The following is a 16749-nucleotide window of genomic DNA, read 5'->3' as shown; positions in this document are numbered from 1 at the left end:
CGCCCGCCCGGCTCAGGGGCCGGCGGCGCCCGTCGGGGGCGGTTCCGGCGTGGCGAGCAGCAGGCCGGTGGTGCCGGAGATGTCCAGGACCCGGCGGACCGGCCTGCTGACGGCGATCAGGCGCAGGCTGCCGCCCGCGTCGGCGGCCAGCCGATGATGGCGGACGAGGAGGTTGATGCCGGTCGAGTCGGTGAACGGCACGTCGGCGAAGTCGAGTTCGCAGCGGCGTGGATGCAGCGGGACCAGCGCGCGGTCGAGGCCGGGCGCCGTGTTCAGGTCGAGTTCCCCGCGCGCGTGGAGGAGTACGAGGTCTCCGGCGTCGACGACGTGGATGTCGAAGACGGGTGAGGTCGGCGTGCTCATGGTTGTTGCTCCTCGGCCTACCCGCTTGAGGTGCGTTGAGCTTTCCATGGAAGCACCGAGCGCCCCGTCCGTGCATCAGATCCGGCGGAAGGCGGCCAAGGATGCTCGCTGGTCATGCCTCCGGCATATGGCGGCGCGCCAAGCGCAACGCGCCCCGGGTCGCCGGGGGTTCAGCGCAGCCCCCGCGGCATGTTCGTGTACCGGTGCTCGTCGCGGCGCAGCCAGCCGGGCGCGGCCATCGTGCCGCCGTCGAGGTTCAGCGTCGTGCCGGTCACGAAGCGGGACTGCTCGGACAGCAGGAACACCGCCGCGTCGCCGTGCTCGGAGGGATGCCCGAAGCGGCCCACCGGCACCCATTTGCCCACATGGTCCCCGTACTTGGCGGCGGTCGACGCCCACATCGGGGTCTGCGGGGTGTCGGTGAGGTCGGGCGCGATGCCGTTGACGCGGATGCCGTACTGGCCGACCTCCGCGGCGAGGGACGCCGTGAAGGCGATGGCGGCCGCCTTGAACGCTCCGTACACCGCACTGCCGGGGATGCCCCGCCGGCCCTCCACGGACGACAGGTTGACGATGCCGCCGCGCCCGCGTTCCACCATCCCGGGCAGGAAGGCCCGCGTCACCCGCAGGATGTGCAGGAAGTTCAGCTCGTACATGGCCTGCCAGTCCCGCTCCTCGCTGGTGAGGAACGGTCCCGGGGGGCGGAAGTCGCCCACGTTGTTCACCAGGAAGTCTGGCTCGCCGGCCGCCGCCACCAGCGCGTCGACGGTGGCGTGTGCACGGATGTCCCCGACCACGACCGCCGCCTCGGGGGAGCCGTCGGCGCGCACCGTCGCCGCCGTCGCCCGCGCCGCGTCGCCGTCCGTGTCGCACAGCACCACACGCGCCCCGTGATAGGCGAGCGCCCGCACGATCCCCGCGCCGATGCCGAGCGCCCCGCCCGTGACGACGGCCGTCCGCCCGGCGAACAGCGGGCGGTCGGGGTCGCGCGGCAGCGCGGACGGCAGTTCGGGGCCGGGCGGGGGAGCGAGGTACTCGGTCATCGGCCCAGCCCCAACTTCGCCGAGCAGTCGGCCATTTCCTCCAGGAACGCGTCCAGAGAGGTCGCGCGCCGGGACCCGGACAGCAGGAGCCGCTCGGCGCCCAGCGACTCGGCCCATTCGGTCCTGTCCGCGGCGCGCGGCAGCGTCGCCCCCAGCGTCAACTCCACGTCCCCGGGATCCCGTCCGGCCCCACGCGCCGTCTCCCGTACGAGAGCGATGGCGGCGGCCAGTTCGTCGCCCGCCAGGCCGAGCGGCTGGAAGCCGTCGCCGATGCGTCCCGCCCGGCGGGCCGCCGCGTCGGAGTGGCCGCCGATGTGCAGCGGCACGGCGCGCCCCGCGTGCGGCTTGGGGTAGCTGTGCGCGCCCTCGACCGCGTGGAACTCGCCCCGAAAGCTCAGGCCCTCGGGCGACGTCGACGCCCACAGCTCCCGCATCAGCCGGATCGACTCGTCGGCGATTCTGCCGCGCCGCGCGAAGTCGCCGCCGCACGCCTCGATCTCCTCGCGCATCCAGCCGAGCCCCGCGCAGATCCGCAGCCGGCCCCCGCTCAGCCGGTCGAGCGTGGCGAGGCGCTTGGCGAGGACGAACGGGTTGTGGTTCGGCAGGACCAGTACGCCGGTCGACAGGCCGAGGCGTTCGGTGCCCGCCGCGAGGAAGGCGAGCAGTTCCAGGGGGTCGGGGTAGGGGAGGTCGTCGGGCAGCGGAAGGCGGCCGTCGGGCGCGTAGGGGTAGCGGCTCTCGGTGGCACCGATCACGACGGCGTGCTCGACGGCGGACACCGCTTCGAAGCCGAGCTCCTCGGCGTGCCGGGCAAGGCGCAGCACGTCGGCGGGCTCACCGAGGACGCCGAGGTCGACGGGGAGGACGACGGAGTACTTCACGCGGGGCTCCTGTGGGACGTGGCGGTCAACGTGGCGCGTGCACAAGGGAATTAGGAGGGGGCGTCGGCTCACGTCCTCGACGGCGGCTCCCGGCGGGCGCGTTCGCGCAGCGCGACCTTGTCGACCTTGCCCGCCGCGTTGTGCGGCAGGGCGTCCACGGCGACGAAGGCGCGCGGCACCTTGAAGTTGGCGAGCCGCTGCCGCGCCCAGCCGGCCAGCTCCGGCGCGTCGATCCCGGCGCCGCTCGCCGCGACGCAGTACGCGACACCCACCTCGCCGAGCCGCTCGTCGGGCGCGCCGACGACCGCCACGTCGGCGAGGGCCGGATGGCCGCGCAGCGCCTGCTCGATCTCGGCCGGGTAGGCGTTGAACCCGCCGACCAGGAACATGTCCTTGAGCCTGTCGGTGATGGTCAGGAAGCCGCGCTCGTCGAGGCGCCCGACGTCACCGGTGCGCAGCCAGCCGTCGGCGTCGAGCGCGGCCGCGGTGGCGTCCGGGTCGTCGAGGTAGCCGCGCATCACCTGGTAGCCGCGGATCAGGACCTCGCCCTCGCCGTCCGCGAACCGGCCGGCCGAGGCGTCGATACGGATCTCGGTGCCGGGCATCGCGGGCCCGGCCGTGTGGGCCAGCGTGTGCGCGTCCTCGTGCGGCGAGCAGATGGTGGCGAAGCCGTTCGACTCGGTGAGCCCGTACGCGGTGAACACGGTGTGCGCGCCGAGTTCGCGGATCTGCTCGATGATCCTGGTGGGAATGTTGGAGGCGCCGGTGCCCGCCATGCGCAGCGACGACAGATCGTGGGCGGAGCGCCGCGGGTGGTTCAGCAGGGAGAGGAACACCGTCGGCGCGCCCGTGAGCACCGACACGCGGTCCCGTTCGATCCGCTGCAGGACCCGCGCCGCGTCGAACACCGGCTCCGGCAGCACCGCCGCGCCCTTCAGCAGGCAGGCCACGAAGCCCGCCTTGTAGCCGAACGTGTGGAAGAACGGGTTGACCAGCAGATACCGGTCCCCGAACTGCAGGGTCACCGACCGCGCCCAGTCCCGGGAGGCCCGCACCACCTGTCCGTGCTCGCCGATCACCCCCTTGGGGCGGCCCGTGGTGCCCGAGGTGAACAGCAGATCGCTCGGTGCGTCCGGGGCGATCGCCGCCGACCGCTCCGCGCGCTCGCGGGCGGTGACCGCGTCGCCGGACGCGAGGAACGCGGACCACTCGCCGTCGTCGTGGAGCGCCACCACCCGTTCCAGGCCCGGGAGTTCATGGCCGTCCTCGATCTCGGCGCGGTAGTCGCGGCCCAGGAAGTCGTGCTCGGTCAGCAGCACGCGGGCCCGCGCCCGGCGCAGGATGTCGGCGGCCTCCGCGGCGCGGTAGCGGGTGTTGACCGGGACGAGGACGCCGCCCGCGGCCAGGGCTCCCAGCGCGGCGATCACCCACCGGTCGCTGTTGGATGCCCAGATGCCGACCGACTCGCCCGGCCGCAGCCCCTGCGCCATCAGGGCCCGCGCGGCCCGGTCCACCTCGTCGCGCAAAGTGCGGAACGTCCAGCGGTTCCCCCGGAACGAGAGGGCCTCCGCGTCGCCGTGGGCGTCGGCCGCCCAGTCGGCGAGGCGGGCCAAGGTGTGCGGGCCGCCCATGTGTTGTCGTCCTCCCGGTCGCCGTGGCAGTGCAGAGCAATCAGACGGTCGGAGCGTGCCACGGGGGAGGGGAGGGCGCAGCGGAGTGTTCCCGGTGGGTGGGAAATCCGGCGCACCGGCGGAGCCACCGCCCTCGGCCGCACCCGGACGGCCACCACTCCCACTGGCCGGGAACGGGCCATTGAGCCACGCCAACTCCCGTCGCGAGACTCGCCGTTCGCGGGCGCGCCACCGGGCGGCGCGCGACACCGGGCGATCGATCCGAGGAGGCCGCCATGACGGGACGTATGGACGGGAAGACCGTACTGATCTCGGGAGGGGCCGGCGGGCTGGGCGCCGCGCACGCCCGCCGGATCGTCGCCGAGGGCGGCAGGGCCGTCATCGGCGACGTACGGATCGAGGAGGGCGAGGCGCTCGCCGCCGAACTGGGCCCGCGGTGCGCCCTGTTCGTCGAGCTGGACGTGACCCGGGAGGCGTCCTGGCGGGCCGCCGTGACCCGCGCCACCGAGACCTTCGGAGCGCTGAACGGGCTCGTCAACAACGCGGGCATCGTGCACAACGCCCCGATCGAGGAGCTGACCGAGGCCGACTACCGGCGGGTCGTGGACGTCGACCAGCTCGGCGTCCTCCTCGGGATGAAGGCGGCGCTCGCCCCGCTGCGGGCGGCCGGAGGCGGCTCGATCGTCAACATCTCCTCGACCGCCGGCCTCATCGCCTTCCCGAACATCCTTCCCTACGTGGCCGCCAAGTGGGCCGTACGCGGCATGACCAAGGCGGCGGCGCAGGAGTTCGCCCCGGACGGCATCCGCGTCAACTCCGTCCATCCCGGCCTCGTGGCCACACCGATGACCGCCGACTCGGCGCCCTCCCACGCCGCCCTCCAGCGCCAGCCGGTCGCGCGCATGGGCCGCCCCGAGGAGATCGCGGCGATGGTGGTCTTCCTGCTCTCCGACGAGGCGACGTACGCGACCGGGGCGGAGTTCGTGATCGACGGCGGGTACACGGCGCTGTGATCCGGGGGCCGCCGGCTCCCGGACCTGACTCATGGCTCTAACTGGAGATGGTGTCTCCAGTTTGGTGGTACGGTGGACCCGTAAATGGAGATGGCTTCTCCATTTTGCTTTTCATGGTCGGAGAAGCCGCCACCCCGGACGGAAGAGGGAAGTCAGCCATGAGCATCCCCGCACCCCGCGCCCTGATCGTCGGCATGGGCATCGGCGGCCTCGCCACCGCGATGCGGCTGCGCGAGGTCGGCTGGGAACCGGTCCTCGTCGAGCGCGCGCCCGGGCGTCGCGCCGCCGGGTACTTCATCGGGCTGTTCGAGACCGGGCGCGCCACCGCGCAGCGCATGGGCGTTCTCGACGCCATCGGAAACCGCGCCGCCCCGGAGGGCGTCACCTACGACGTCGAGCGCAACGGCTGCCGCCGCCCCGGCATGGGCTACGGCGACCTGCCCGGAGGGCCCCGCCTCATGCTCCGCGGCGACATCGAGGCCGCCCTCCACGACGCCGTCGCCGCCGACACCGAGATCCGCTACGGCACCACACCCACCGCCCTCGACGAACACCCCGACGGCGTCGATGTCACCCTCCGGACCACCACCGCCGGCAGCGACGTCTCGGAGCTCACCGAGCGCTTCGACCTCGTGGTCGGCGCGGACGGACTGCGCTCCACCGTGCGGCGCCTCGCGTTCGGCCCGCACGAGCGGTACATGCGGCCGCTGAACCACGTCATCGGCGCCACCGTCATGAAGGAACCGATCCCCGGCTACCGGCCGCAGGACGGCATCGTCCTGGCCGAACCGGGCCGCTCGGTGTGGACCTTCCCGTTCTCCGACCGCGCGCCCGGCCTGCTGTTCAGTTACCGCACCGCCGACGTCGACGCCCAGTTCCGCCGCCCACCCGTCGAGTCCCTGCGCGCCGCCTTCGGCCCGGAGCCCACCGGCCCCCTGCTCGAGCATCTGCTCAGGGAGTTCGAGCAGGCCGACGACCACCTCTTCGACTCCGTCCACCAGGTCGAGATGGACACCTGGCACACCGACCGCGTCGTCCTGCTCGGCGACGCCGCGTGGTGTCTCACCCTCTACTCCGGCATGGGCGCCTCCACCGCGATGGCCGGCGCCGACCTCCTGGGCACCCTGCTCCAGCGCAACCCCGGCAACACGGCCCGCGCGCTGCGCGAATGGGACCAGCGGCTGCGCCCCTTCATGGATGTCCAGCAGCGGTCGGGCCGCACGATGGGCCTGACGATGTTCGTCCCGCAGACCCGCAGGGACAAGGTGCTGCGCACCGCCATGCAGCGGGCGCAGGCCAACCGCGTCGGCAAGAAGGCCATGTCGGCGCTGATGGCCAAGGCCTTCAGGGAGAAGTCGATCGACATCGCCGCCGCCTGACCAGGCGCCCTCGACGGGGGCTCCTGCAATCGGGTGGCGCGGCGCGATCACCGGCGTGGAGCGTTGCGCACCGGTGGCATTGATGGCGGGGACAGTCGGGCCGGGGTGACACACCTGCCGCGGCCCGCCCCGCCACACCGACAGGAGTCGTAGATGGGTCGCCGCACCGGCACGCGCAGCGCAGTGATCGCAGCCGCTTCGTTTCTGGCACTGAGCCTGCCCGCCACACTCGCCCACGCGGACACCGCCGCCCCGGCGAAGGACTGCACCGCCTACGAGAAGACGGTCGCACGCCACCAGGCGACCGTGGAGGTGCTCGACGCGCAGTTCGCCGCGGAGGAGCGCACGGCCGAGAGACTCTCCGACGCCGACACGGACGCCACCACCGAGGCGGACGGGATCGAGTTCGAGCTCGGTGACCTGAACGAGAAGCTGGAGTACACCGACCCCTCGGACCCCGGGTACGCCGAACTCGTCGCGCAGCGCGACGCCAAGCGGGAGGAGCTCAAGGAGGCGGGCGTGCGGGAGCGCGTGGCCAATCAGGCCTGGCTGGCGTTCAAGGCCGATCCCCAGCTGGCCGCGGACCGTACGAAGGCCCACAAACTCCTCATGCGCGCCAAGGCACGCCTGGCGACCTGCGAGAGCAGGCTCGCCGCGTAGGGGCCCGGTCCCGTGTGGCCGCGGGCCCGCAAGCGGTGGATCACACCGATGTCGTGCTCGCGGCCACCGACTCCGTGTCCGTGTCGGTGTCCGTATCCGTGTCGGTGGTCGCCGGGAAGCCGTCGCGGCCACGCCTGGCATCGGCCCGCTCGACGACCACCGACCGCGACCGTCGCCCGGCCCTCCGGGTCGGCACCGTGAGCACGGCCAGGCACGCGACGACCATGCCGATGCCCAACCACCCCAGTGTCGGCAGGCGTTCACCCACGACGAGGACGGCGAGGATCGCCGCGACCGTCGGCTCGAGGAGCGAGAGCGTCGTCGCCGTGCTCGCGGGGACGTGCGCGAGGCCCCAGCCGAAGAGGACGTAGCCCGTGAACATGGGGACCAGGGCCATGTAGATGCCGACCCCCGCGTTGGTCCAGGAGTGCAGGAGCGGCGCGCCCGTCATCAGGAGCACCGGCATCAGCAGCACCCCGCCGATGCCGAACACCGTGCCCATCGCGGCGCGCGCCGTGACACCCCGGCTGATCAGGCGGTGCGCCGCCCAGGAGTACAGGGCGTAGGTGAGGCCCGCGAGCAGGCCGAGTGCCACCCCGAGGACGGTCGAGGCGGCGGAGCGGGGCTGGTCGCCCGAGCCCGCCGACGCCGCCTCGGCCGCGCACAGCAGGGCGGTGCCCGTGAGGCCGAGCGCCGCTCCGGACATCCAGCGGCGCGTGAGGCGGCGGCCGTCGGCGAACCGCTCGATCACCGCGGAGGCGAGCGGCGCCGAACCGATCGAGACGACCGTTCCGGCGGCGACGCCGGCCAGGTGCATCGAGCTGTAGAAGGCGAGGGGATAGGTGGCCACGGCGAGCGCGCCGAGCAGCACGACGCCCCGCTGCGTACGGAGCCGGGGCCGCTCCACGGCGATGCGGGGCGCGGCGATCAGTGCCTGGAGCAGTCCGCCGAGCCCCATGGCGACCGCGCCGATCGCGAGCGGACCCACGTCCGGGGCGAACGTCGCCGAGGTGCCCGTCGTGCCCCACAGCAGCGAGGCCGCGAGCACGCACAGCGCCCCCGCCCCCGCTCCCGCATGGGTGGGCCGTCCCGTTCCGGTCATCGCGTTCCTCTTGTTCGTGGGCAGCCCGTGACGCGGCGCAGTGGCGCGCCAAGTGCCCGACCGTTCCGGCCAGTTGGGACTACTCGGGTTCGTGGGATTGCTGGGGACCGGAGGGGGTTCTCCGCCAGGACCGTTCGAGGAGGGCCGTCAGGGACGGGTGTCATCGGATGTCGGTACTGAGGGCTCAGCACGGCTCGGCGACCCCCGGTCGACCGGAACATTAATCTGTGATCACAGATCACACAAGGGTTTCCGTGGACGGGCTCGCCGCGTAGAGTGCCGCCGTCGTCCAGGGACGGGTGTCACCGAGCCACTGGAGACGCCTCTATGGAAATCCTGTCCACGATCAGCGGATGGATCTGGGATCCGCTGGCCTATGTCGCTCTGGCCATCGGCGTGCTGTTCACGCTGGTCACGAAGGGGGTCCAGTTCCGCCGCGTCCCGGACATGATCCGGCAGCTGCGGGCGGGTCAGGCGGGTGAGGGCGGTCTGTCCTCGCTGCAGACGCTCGCGCTCTCCCTGTCCAGCCGCATCGGGGTCGGCTCCATCGCCGGCGTGGCCACGGCCGTCGCCTCCGGCGGGCCCGGCGCCCTGCTGTGGATGGTCGTCACCGCGCTGCTCGGGGCCACGGCCGCGTACGCCGAGGCCGTCCTCGCCCAGGTCTACAAGCGCCGCAGTCACGGCGAGGACCTCGGCGGCATGCCGTACTACATCAAGTACGGGCTCAAGGCGCCGTGGCTCGCCTCCCTGGTGGCGCTCGCGACGATGATCGCCTACGGCTTCGTACTGCCCGGCGTGCAGGCCAACAACATCGCCTCCAGCGCCCAGTTGGCCTTCGGTACGGAGGGCTGGCAGGTCGGCCTCGTGCTCGCCGCCGTCCTCGGCGTGGTCGTCCTGGGCGGCACCCGCAGGATCGTGAAGGTCGTCGAGTCCGTCGTCCCCTTCGTGGCCCTCGGGTACATCATCAGCGCGTACGTCATCGTCGCGCTGAACATCGAGAAGGTGCCGTCCGCCATCTCCCTGATCGTCTCCAGCGGGATGGGCGTCGACCAGGTCTTCGGCGGTGTCATGGGCTTCGCCGTCGCCTGGGGTGTGCGCCGGGCCGTGTTCGCCTCCGCCCTCGGCCTCGGTGAGGGCACGTTCGCGGCGGCTGCCGCCACCGTCTCGCACCCCGGCAAGCAGGGCATCGTCCAGGCGTGCAGCATCTACATCGACGTCCTGCTGATCTGTACGGCGAGCGGACTGCTGCTCGTGGTGACGGGCGCATACAACGTGCAGGACCCCGCCGGGGGCTTCCTCGTGGAGAACGTGCCCGGCGCGGTCGCGGGCCCCAACTACATGCAGGAGGCGATCGATTCGAGCCTGCCCGGCTGGGGCGCGGGCTTCGTCGCGGTGGCCGTCGCCATGTTCGCGTTCGTCTCGATGGTGTTCTTCTTCTACGTCGCCCAGACCAACCTCGCCTTCCTGCTCGGCGAGCGGCGCAGCCGGAGCCTCGACGCGCTGCTCAAGGCCGGCACGGTGGCCATCGCGTTCATCGGCACCGCCGTCACCGCCGACGCGATGTGGGCCGTGGGCGACATCGGCTACGGCATCCTCGGCTGGCTGAACATGGGCTGCGTCCTGCTCCTGACCCCCGTCGTGCGCAAGGTCATCAAGGACTACGACCGCCAGCGCAGCCAGGGCCTCGATCCGCACTTCGACCCGGGGCCGCTCGGCATCCAGGGGGCCGACTACTGGGAGCCGCAGAAGGAGAGCGTCAAGCAGCCGGAGAGCGTCTGAGGCGACTCCCGGGAACGCGAAGGGAGTTGGACGGGGTGCAAGCAGGTGCCTCGTCCAACTCCCTTTGTTCTCCCGCTACTTCTTCTTCTGTTCCTTGAGCTGCGCCTTGATGCGGTCTATGGCGCTCGCCAGGGACTCGCGCGTGATCGCGGCGGCCGCCTCCGCGTCGCCCGAGGCGACGGCCTCCACCAGGCGCTCCTGGTGGCGCCACAGCGCGTCGTCCTCGGGCTTGTCGAGGGCGGAGCGCGCGCCCACCGTCTTGTAGGCGCGGCACTGCGCCCACAGGGAGCGCACCGTGTCCACCAGGACCGGGTTGCCGGACGCCTCGTACAGGACGCCGAGCACGGCCTCGTCGCGGTCGAGGTAGTCCATCACCCCGCGCTCGGCGATGGCCTCGCGCATGCTCACCAGGCCCTCGCGCATCTCGGCGACGCCCGCCCCGTCGATGCGCCGGGTGCCGAGCCGGGTGGCCTCGACCTCCAGCAGGAGCCGCACGTCGTAGGCGTGCACCAGCTCGGCGAGGTCCAGGCCCTTCACCACGGAACCCCGGTGCGGCGCCCGCTCGGCGAAGCCCGCCTCCTCCAGGCGGCGGATGGCTTCGCGTACGGGCATCTCGCTGGTGCCCACGAGTGCCGCGAGGTCACGGATGCGCAGCCGGTAGCCGACCGGGAACTCTCCGCTCATGATCGACTCGTGCAGCACCGCGTAGACGCGGTCGGCCATGGAGGTGGCCGGTTCCAGGCGTTTCGAGGTATCCACGTGCGCATCCTAAACAGCTGGGGGGCGGCGCATCCGGGGGTTGCCCGGCTCCGCCGGGGCCCTCGTCGGCCGCTGTGTGATTTTTGATCACACCTTAGTCCGGCCCGTCGCGCGCCTGCCGGGCACCCCCTGTCGGCGCCCGGGTGCGAGCCCGTCGAGATTCATGGAATCCGTGCCGCGAACCCCATTGTGTGATCTGTGATCACATCCTAGTGTTGCCCTCAGATCGCCGCGCGGCCCATCCGTTCGCGCGCGTCCCCACTCGGCATTCCCAACCCACCAGGCGGGCCGTTCGGCCTGCCATGAAGCAGGGGGCACTCCCATGAAAGACGTCGTCATCGTCGGCGGTGGCATCGCCGGACTCTCCGCCGCCTGGCGGCTGCGCCACCTCGACACGCTGGTCCTGGAGTCGGACCACCGGGTCGGCGGCCGCATCCGCTCCGAGAAGCGCGGCCGCTACTTCCTGAACTGGGGCGGTCACGTCTACGCGGGCGGCGACTCCGCCACCTCGTGGCTGCTCGACAGCACCGGCGTCGACGCCGTCCCCGTCCCCGGCTCCCTGTCCGGCCTGCACATGAACGGCAAGCTGCTGCTCAAGGGGCGGGTGGAGACGTACCCCTTCCGCATCCCGATGTCGCCCGCCGCCCGCATCGGCATGCTCACCACCGGCGCCAAGGTCTTCACGAAGGTCGGCAAGTACGCCCGGATCGTCGGCCGCCGCAAGGGCGAGAGCGAGGCCCAACGCCAGCAGCGGGTCTACGACTTCATGAACGACATCAGCTTCAAGGAGTTCATCGGCGACATCCCCGCCGACGCCCAGGCCCTCTTCGAGCCGACCGTCACCCGCTCCGCCGGTGACATCGACCAGATCTCGGCCGGGGCCGGGGTCGGCTACTTCAGCCTCGTGTGGAACATCGGCGCGGGCCTGTCGAACTCCATCGTCGGCGGCCCCTCCACCCTCACCGAGACCATCGCCGCGGCGCTCGGCGAGAGCGTCCAACTCGGCGCGACGGTGCGCGAAGTGGTGCACAAGAAGGACTCCGTCGTCGTCCGCTACGAGCAGGACGGCCTCGAGTTCGAGGTCGAGGCCCGCACCGCCGTGCTCGCCACCCCGGCCCCCGTCACCCACCGCATCGCCCCCGACCTGGAGACCGACGTCCGCGACGCGCTCTCGAAGATCCAGTACGGGCCGTACGTCAGTGCCGCGTTCCTCACCAACGAGACCGGGCCGCGCGCCTGGGACAACGCCTACGGCATCGCGACGCCCAAGCGGTCCTTCAACGTCGTGCTCAACATGTCCAACATCCAGCACGGCTACAGCCGCGACCGGCACCCCGGCTCCTCGCTCATGACGTTCTCGCCGGGCACCCTCGCCCGCAAGCTCATGGAGAAGGACGACGAGGACATCACGAACACGTACCTGGAGGACCTCGACCAGGTGCTGCCGGGCGTCGCCTCCGACGTCGTCGAGTCGCACGTGTGGCGGCTCCCGCTCGGCGCCCCGTACTGCTTCCCCGGGCGCGGCAAGCTCCAGCCCACCCTCACCCGCCGCACCGGCCGCGTCCTGCTCGCCGGCGACTACATGGGCTCGCTGTACACCGAGACCGCCATCCAGTCCGGACTCAACGCCGCCACCGACGTCCGCGGACTGCTCGCCACCGACCGGCAGACCTCCCGCGCGGGCCTGGTCACCGCTTCCTGAACCACCCAACCCCCGCAAGGAGAACGGAACCACCATGACCCTGAACAACGGCATCCTGACCGCGCTCGCCACCCCCTACGACGCGGCCGGTGACATCGACGAGAAGCTCCTGCGCGTCATCGTCGACCGCTCCGTCGACGGCGGTGTCTCCGGCGTCGTCGCGGGCGGCTCCACCGGCGAGTTCGCCACCATGACCGGCGACGAGCGCCGCCTGCTCGTCGAGACCGTCGTCGACCAGGCCGCGGGCCGCGTCCCGGTCATCGCCCAGACCGGCGCCGTCGCCACCCGCGAGGCCGTCGCGCTGACGCGGCACGCCGAGAAGGCGGGCGCCGACGTGGTGATGGTCGTCGCCCCGTACTACGAGGCGCTGACGATGGACGAGACGCTGCGCTACCTGCGCACCGTCGCCGACTCCGTCTCCATTCCGGTCATGCTCTACAACATCCCGGACGCCACCGGCGTGAACCTCGACCCCGACACCGTCGGCGCGCTCGCCCGCGAGGTCGAGAACATCAAGTACATCAAGGACACCAGCGCCGACATGGCGCAGGCGGGCCAGCTCATCCACCGCCACGGCGACGTCATCGACACCTTCCTCGGCTGGGACAGCCTGCTGCTCGCCTCGGTCGCCGAGGGCGCCGCCGGTGTCATGGCGGGCTCGGCCAATGTGATGGCCGCCGACCTCGTCGCCGTCCACCAGGCCCTGACCGCGGGCGACCTGGAGCTGGCGCGCTCGCGCTGGAAGCGGATCTTCCCGCTCATGGACACCCTGATGACCGGCGGCCCCTTCATCCAGGGCGTGCGCGCCGCGATGGAGGAGATCGGCCTGCCCGTCGGCGCGCCGCGCGAGCCGCTGCTGCCCGTCGAGGCCGTGCACCGCGAGCGCATCCGCGCCGCGCTCGCCGACCTGCCGCACCTGTCCGTCTGAGACCGCGACCCGAGGGAGCCACGCCATGACGTTCACCGTCCACCGCCCCGCAGCCGGCACCGCACCGCTCGTCGGCGCGGACGAGCTGCCGCCGCTCGGCCACTTCATCGACGGCACGTTCTCAAAAGAAGCTGCCACCGAGCCGGGCGTCGAACTCACCGACGTCCTCGACCCGGCCACCGAGGAACTCCTCGCCCGCGTCCCGCTCGGCACCGTCGAGGACACCGACCGCGCCGTGACCGCCGCCCGCGCCGCCCACCCGGCCTGGGCCCGCATCACTCCCAAGGAGCGCGCCGACCTGCTCCTGGCGATCGCCGACCGGGTCGACGCCAATGCCGACCTGCTCGTACGCCTCGAATCGGCCGACACCGGCAAGCCGTTCGCGGTGTCCCGCGACGACATCTCCATGACCGCCGACGGCTTCCGCTTCATGGCGGGCGCCCTGCGCGCCACCGGCAGCAGCCTGGCCTCCGGCGAGTACGTCGCCGACCACACCTCGCTGATGCTGCGCGAGCCGCTCGGTGTCATCGGCGCGGTCACCCCGTGGAACTACCCGCTGCTGATGGGCGCCTGGAAGATCGCGCCGATCCTGGCGGCAGGGAACTGCCTGGTCCTCAAGCCGTCCGAGCAGACGCCGCTGTCCACCCTGAAGTTCGCCGAGCTGGTCGCCGACCTGCTGCCCGCCGGTGTCTTCAACGTGGTCACGGGCCGCGGCTCGGTCGTCGGCGACCGGCTCGCGCGCCACCCCGACATCGCGATGATCGCGCTCACCGGTTCCACGGGCAGCGGCCGGGCCGTCGCCCGCGCCGCCGCCGACACCGTCAAGCGCGCCCACCTCGAACTGGGCGGCAAGGCCCCGTTCGTGGTCTTCGAGGACGCCGACCTCAAGGCGGCCGCCGAGGGGCTGCGCACGGCCGGGTTCTGGAACTCCGGGCAGGAGTGCGGCGCCGCCTGCCGCGTCCTCGTGCACGCTGACGTGGCCGAGGAGTTCACCGCGCACCTCGTGAGCGAGATCGGGCAGATCACGGTCGGCGACCCGCGCGTCGGCGACGACGTCGAGATCGGCCCGCTGGTCTCCAAGCAGCACTACGACCGGGTGCGCGGCTACGTCGGCCGGGCCGTCGCCCAGGGCGCCCGCGCGGTCGTCGGCGGCGAGCCCCTCGAAGAGGACAGGCCCGGCTACTTCGTCGCCCCGACCGTCCTGGTCGACGTCGCCGAAGGCGCCGAGATCGCCCGCGAGGAGGTCTTCGGCCCCGTCGTCGGCATCGAGACGTTCACCGACGAGGACGAGGCGATCCGCCGCGCCAACGCCAACGACGTCGGCCTCGGCGCCTCCGTGTGGACCGAGATCGCCCGCCGCAGCCACGCCGTCGCCGCCCGCATCGACGCCGGCACGGTCTGGGTCAACTCCCACCTGGTGCTCGCCAACGAGCTGCCGTGGGGCGGCTTCAAGGGCTCCGGCTACGGCCGCGACCTGTCCGTGTACGCCCTGGAGGACTACTCGCGGACCAAGCACGTCATGCACCACCACGGGCGCTGAGGCCCAGGATGAGCAGCAGCATCCGGATGTCCGGGTCCGAGATCTCCGCGCTCTGCGTCCGGGCGCTGCTCGCGGCCGGCGCCGCACCGCCGGCCGCCCGCATCCTCACCCGCAGCGTCCTCGACGCCGAGCGGGTGGGGAAACGGGCCGTGGGCCTCGCCCACCTCTTCGACTACCTCGACGCCTACCGCGAGGGTCGGATCGCGGCGGGCGTCGTCCCCGAGGTGACCCGTCCCGCGCCGTCCTGCGTGCTCGCGGACGCGCGGGACGGGATCGCCCAGGAGGCCTTCGAGGCCGCCGCCGACACCCTGTTCACGGCGGTCCGCGAGAACGGCATGGCCGCCCTGTGGATCCGTCGCTCGTACACCTGCGGCGAACTCGGCCACTATGCGCGCCGCGCCGCCGAGCACGGATTCACGGCCGTGGCCTGCGCCAACAGCCCCGCCCTGATGGCACTCGGCGGCTCGGCGGGACCGGTCATCGGCACCAACCCCCTGGCGTACGCCGTCCCGCGCCCGGGCGCGCCGCCCCTCGTCATCGACCAGGCGTCGTCCCAGACGGCCTACGTGAACGTACGCGGGCAGGCCGAGGCCGGTGAACCGGTCCCGGAGGGCTGGGCGGTCGGCCCCGACGGCGCGCCCACCACGGACGCCTCGGCGGCCCTCGCGGGGGCGCTGCTCCCGTTCGGCGGACACCGGGGCGGCAACGTCGCCCTGCTCGTCGAGCTCCTGGCGACCCTGGGCGGCGGCGCCTTCTCGCTGGACGCGCCCCCGTTCGACCACGGGGACGCACCGCCGGGCATCGGCGTGTTCCTGCTGTGCCTGGACTCCGGCGTGCTGCCGGGGGAGCGGGGGCGGGCCGCGTCCCACCTGGAGCGGCTCCGCGCGGAGCACGGCGTACGGCTTCCGGCGCTGGAACGCGAGGAGGGCGCCGACGACCTGGCGGTGGACGAACAGCTGATCCGTCGTCTGCGGAGGGCCGCGAGCGCCACGTAACCTCCTCCTGTGTCAGCCTCCCGCCCGCACCGTGTCGCCGTCCTCGTGCTCGAGGGCGCCAAACCGCTCGACGTCGGGATCCCCGCCCAGGTGTTCACGACCCGCGCGAGCATGCCGTACGAGGTGCGGGTGTGCGGGGCGGCGCCCGGGCTCGTGACCGGCGGCGACGGCCTCGCCTACGCCGTGGCCCACGGCCTGGAGGCGCTCGCGTGGGCCGACATCGTCTTCGTCCCCGGCTACCGGTTCCCGGACCGCGAGGACCCGCCGCGGGACGTCGTCGACGCGCTGCGTGCCGCCCACGAGCGCGGGGCGCGCCTCGCCGCCATCTCCACCGGCGCCTTCGCGCTCGCTGCCACGGGACTCCTCGACGGCCGACGCGCCACCACGCACTGGCACTACACGCGCGCCCTCGCGGCCAGGTACCCGGACGTCCGGGTCGACGAGAACGTGCTGTTCGTCGACGAGGGCAGCGTGCTCACCTCGGCCGGCGCCGCCTCCGGCATCGACCTGTGCCTGCACATCCTGCGCGGAGACCTGGGAGTCGCCGCCTCCAACCACGCGGCCCGCCGCCTCGTCGCCGCGCCCTACCGCAGCGGCGGCCAGGCCCAGTACGTGCCGCGCAGCGTCCCCGAGCCGCTCGGTGAGCGCTTCGCCGCCACCCGCGAATGGGCGCTGCACCGGCTCGGCGAACCCCTCACCCTCGACACCCTCGCCCGGCAGGCCGGCGTGTCACCGCGCACCTTCTCCCGGCGCTTCGTCGACGAGACCGGCTACACGCCGATGCAGTGGGTGATGCGTGCCCGTATCGACCTGGCCCGCGAACTCCTGGAGCGCTCGCAGCGCGGCGTCGAACAGATCGCCGCCGACGTCGGACTCGGCACCGGCGCCAATCTGCGTCTGCACTTCCAGCGCATCCTCGGCACCACACCGAGCGAGTACCGGCGCACCTTCACACCGGGGGAGTGACCGGCCCG

The 16749-nt window shown here is 72.6% G+C and carries 15 protein-coding genes; 9 read left to right on the top strand and 6 right to left on the bottom strand.

Features of this window, described 5'->3' with window-relative positions:
* Positions 1–12: 12 nt before the first annotated feature.
* The 4 genes from ACZ7L4_RS28250 to ACZ7L4_RS28235 all read right to left on the bottom strand — a co-directional run bounded on the left by ACZ7L4_RS28250 (position 13) and on the right by ACZ7L4_RS28235 (position 3918).
* On the bottom strand, positions 13–363 hold the full coding sequence (locus ACZ7L4_RS28250) for an STAS domain-containing protein (RefSeq protein ID WP_472106902.1): 351 nt from the start codon (positions 361–363) through the stop codon (positions 13–15).
* 170 nt (positions 364–533) lie between these two features.
* Positions 534–1406 (bottom strand): SDR family NAD(P)-dependent oxidoreductase, encoded by an 873-nt coding sequence (locus ACZ7L4_RS28245; RefSeq protein ID WP_472106900.1) that lies wholly within the window; start codon positions 1404–1406, stop codon positions 534–536.
* Positions 1403–2287, bottom strand: coding sequence for an LLM class F420-dependent oxidoreductase (locus ACZ7L4_RS28240; protein WP_472106898.1), 885 nt, complete (start codon positions 2285–2287; stop codon positions 1403–1405). Before ACZ7L4_RS28240 ends, ACZ7L4_RS28245 begins: the two co-directional genes overlap by 4 nt.
* A gap of 68 nt (positions 2288–2355) precedes the next feature.
* The gene (locus ACZ7L4_RS28235) at positions 2356–3918 is read right to left on the bottom strand and encodes a FadD3 family acyl-CoA ligase (protein ID WP_472106896.1); all 1563 of its coding nucleotides are present in this window, start codon (positions 3916–3918) and stop codon (positions 2356–2358) included.
* Between the two features lie 275 nt (positions 3919–4193).
* On the opposite strand from ACZ7L4_RS28235, the gene ACZ7L4_RS28230 reads away from it, so the two are divergent.
* The 3 genes from ACZ7L4_RS28230 (at position 4194) to ACZ7L4_RS28220 (ending at position 6970) form a co-directional block, all read left to right on the top strand.
* On the top strand, positions 4194–4931 hold the full coding sequence (locus tag ACZ7L4_RS28230; protein ID WP_472106894.1) for a glucose 1-dehydrogenase: 738 nt from the start codon (positions 4194–4196) through the stop codon (positions 4929–4931).
* A 158-nt stretch (positions 4932–5089) separates the two neighbouring features.
* Complete coding sequence (locus ACZ7L4_RS28225) at positions 5090–6310, top strand: FAD-dependent monooxygenase (protein ID WP_472106892.1); 1221 nt, start codon at positions 5090–5092, stop codon at positions 6308–6310.
* A 153-nt stretch (positions 6311–6463) separates the two neighbouring features.
* Positions 6464–6970, top strand: a complete 507-nt coding sequence (locus tag ACZ7L4_RS28220) for a hypothetical protein (RefSeq protein ID WP_472106890.1) — start codon at positions 6464–6466, stop codon at positions 6968–6970.
* A 40-nt stretch (positions 6971–7010) separates the two neighbouring features.
* Here the strand turns inward: ACZ7L4_RS28220 and ACZ7L4_RS28215 are convergent, their stop codons facing one another.
* Positions 7011–8072, bottom strand: a complete 1062-nt coding sequence (locus ACZ7L4_RS28215; RefSeq protein ID WP_472106888.1) for a DMT family transporter — start codon at positions 8070–8072, stop codon at positions 7011–7013.
* A 327-nt stretch (positions 8073–8399) separates the two neighbouring features.
* On the opposite strand from ACZ7L4_RS28215, the gene ACZ7L4_RS28210 reads away from it, so the two are divergent.
* On the top strand, positions 8400–9851 hold the full coding sequence (locus ACZ7L4_RS28210) for an alanine/glycine:cation symporter family protein (RefSeq protein ID WP_472106886.1): 1452 nt from the start codon (positions 8400–8402) through the stop codon (positions 9849–9851).
* A gap of 75 nt (positions 9852–9926) precedes the next feature.
* On the opposite strand, the gene ACZ7L4_RS28205 is transcribed toward ACZ7L4_RS28210, so the two are convergent.
* Positions 9927–10610 (bottom strand): GntR family transcriptional regulator, encoded by a 684-nt coding sequence (locus ACZ7L4_RS28205; RefSeq protein ID WP_472106884.1) that lies wholly within the window; start codon positions 10608–10610, stop codon positions 9927–9929.
* 322 nt (positions 10611–10932) lie between these two features.
* Here ACZ7L4_RS28205 and ACZ7L4_RS28200 point away from each other — a divergent pair, with 322 nt between their 5' ends.
* The 5 genes from ACZ7L4_RS28200 to ACZ7L4_RS28180 are packed head-to-tail and all read left to right on the top strand — an operon-like array spanning position 10933 to position 16741.
* Positions 10933–12312: a protoporphyrinogen/coproporphyrinogen oxidase gene (locus ACZ7L4_RS28200; RefSeq protein WP_472106882.1), complete on the top strand. Its 1380-nt coding sequence runs from the start codon at positions 10933–10935 to the stop codon at positions 12310–12312.
* Between the two features lie 34 nt (positions 12313–12346).
* Complete coding sequence (dapA, locus tag ACZ7L4_RS28195) at positions 12347–13240, top strand: 4-hydroxy-tetrahydrodipicolinate synthase (protein WP_472106880.1); 894 nt, start codon at positions 12347–12349, stop codon at positions 13238–13240.
* Between the two features lie 25 nt (positions 13241–13265).
* Positions 13266–14780, top strand: coding sequence for an aldehyde dehydrogenase family protein (locus ACZ7L4_RS28190; protein WP_472106878.1), 1515 nt, complete (start codon positions 13266–13268; stop codon positions 14778–14780).
* 8 nt (positions 14781–14788) lie between these two features.
* The gene (locus ACZ7L4_RS28185) at positions 14789–15775 is read left to right on the top strand and encodes an Ldh family oxidoreductase (protein ID WP_472106876.1); all 987 of its coding nucleotides are present in this window, start codon (positions 14789–14791) and stop codon (positions 15773–15775) included.
* Between the two features lie 9 nt (positions 15776–15784).
* On the top strand, positions 15785–16741 hold the full coding sequence (locus tag ACZ7L4_RS28180; protein ID WP_472106874.1) for a GlxA family transcriptional regulator: 957 nt from the start codon (positions 15785–15787) through the stop codon (positions 16739–16741).
* Positions 16742–16749 lie beyond the last annotated feature (8 nt).

The sequence above is a fragment of the Streptomyces sp. NPDC107575 genome (assembly GCF_055657265.1).
The sequence above is the reverse complement of the archived record's forward strand: the minus strand, read 5'-3'. Positions and strand labels throughout refer to the sequence as shown.

Coding starts and splice junctions, on each gene's coding strand:
- ACZ7L4_RS28250 (WP_472106902.1), bottom strand. CDS start 363: ATGAGCACGCCGACCTCACCCGTCTTCGACATCCACGTCGTCGACGCC.
- ACZ7L4_RS28190 (WP_472106878.1), top strand. CDS start 13,266: ATGACGTTCACCGTCCACCGCCCCGCAGCCGGCACCGCACCGCTCGTC.
- ACZ7L4_RS28185 (WP_472106876.1), top strand. CDS start 14,789: ATGAGCAGCAGCATCCGGATGTCCGGGTCCGAGATCTCCGCGCTCTGC.
- ACZ7L4_RS28220 (WP_472106890.1), top strand. CDS start 6,464: ATGGGTCGCCGCACCGGCACGCGCAGCGCAGTGATCGCAGCCGCTTCG.
- ACZ7L4_RS28245 (WP_472106900.1), bottom strand. CDS start 1,406: ATGACCGAGTACCTCGCTCCCCCGCCCGGCCCCGAACTGCCGTCCGCG.
- ACZ7L4_RS28200 (WP_472106882.1), top strand. CDS start 10,933: ATGAAAGACGTCGTCATCGTCGGCGGTGGCATCGCCGGACTCTCCGCC.
- ACZ7L4_RS28235 (WP_472106896.1), bottom strand. CDS start 3,918: ATGGGCGGCCCGCACACCTTGGCCCGCCTCGCCGACTGGGCGGCCGAC.
- ACZ7L4_RS28230 (WP_472106894.1), top strand. CDS start 4,194: ATGACGGGACGTATGGACGGGAAGACCGTACTGATCTCGGGAGGGGCC.
- ACZ7L4_RS28210 (WP_472106886.1), top strand. CDS start 8,400: ATGGAAATCCTGTCCACGATCAGCGGATGGATCTGGGATCCGCTGGCC.
- dapA (WP_472106880.1), top strand. CDS start 12,347: ATGACCCTGAACAACGGCATCCTGACCGCGCTCGCCACCCCCTACGAC.
- ACZ7L4_RS28225 (WP_472106892.1), top strand. CDS start 5,090: ATGAGCATCCCCGCACCCCGCGCCCTGATCGTCGGCATGGGCATCGGC.
- ACZ7L4_RS28215 (WP_472106888.1), bottom strand. CDS start 8,072: ATGACCGGAACGGGACGGCCCACCCATGCGGGAGCGGGGGCGGGGGCG.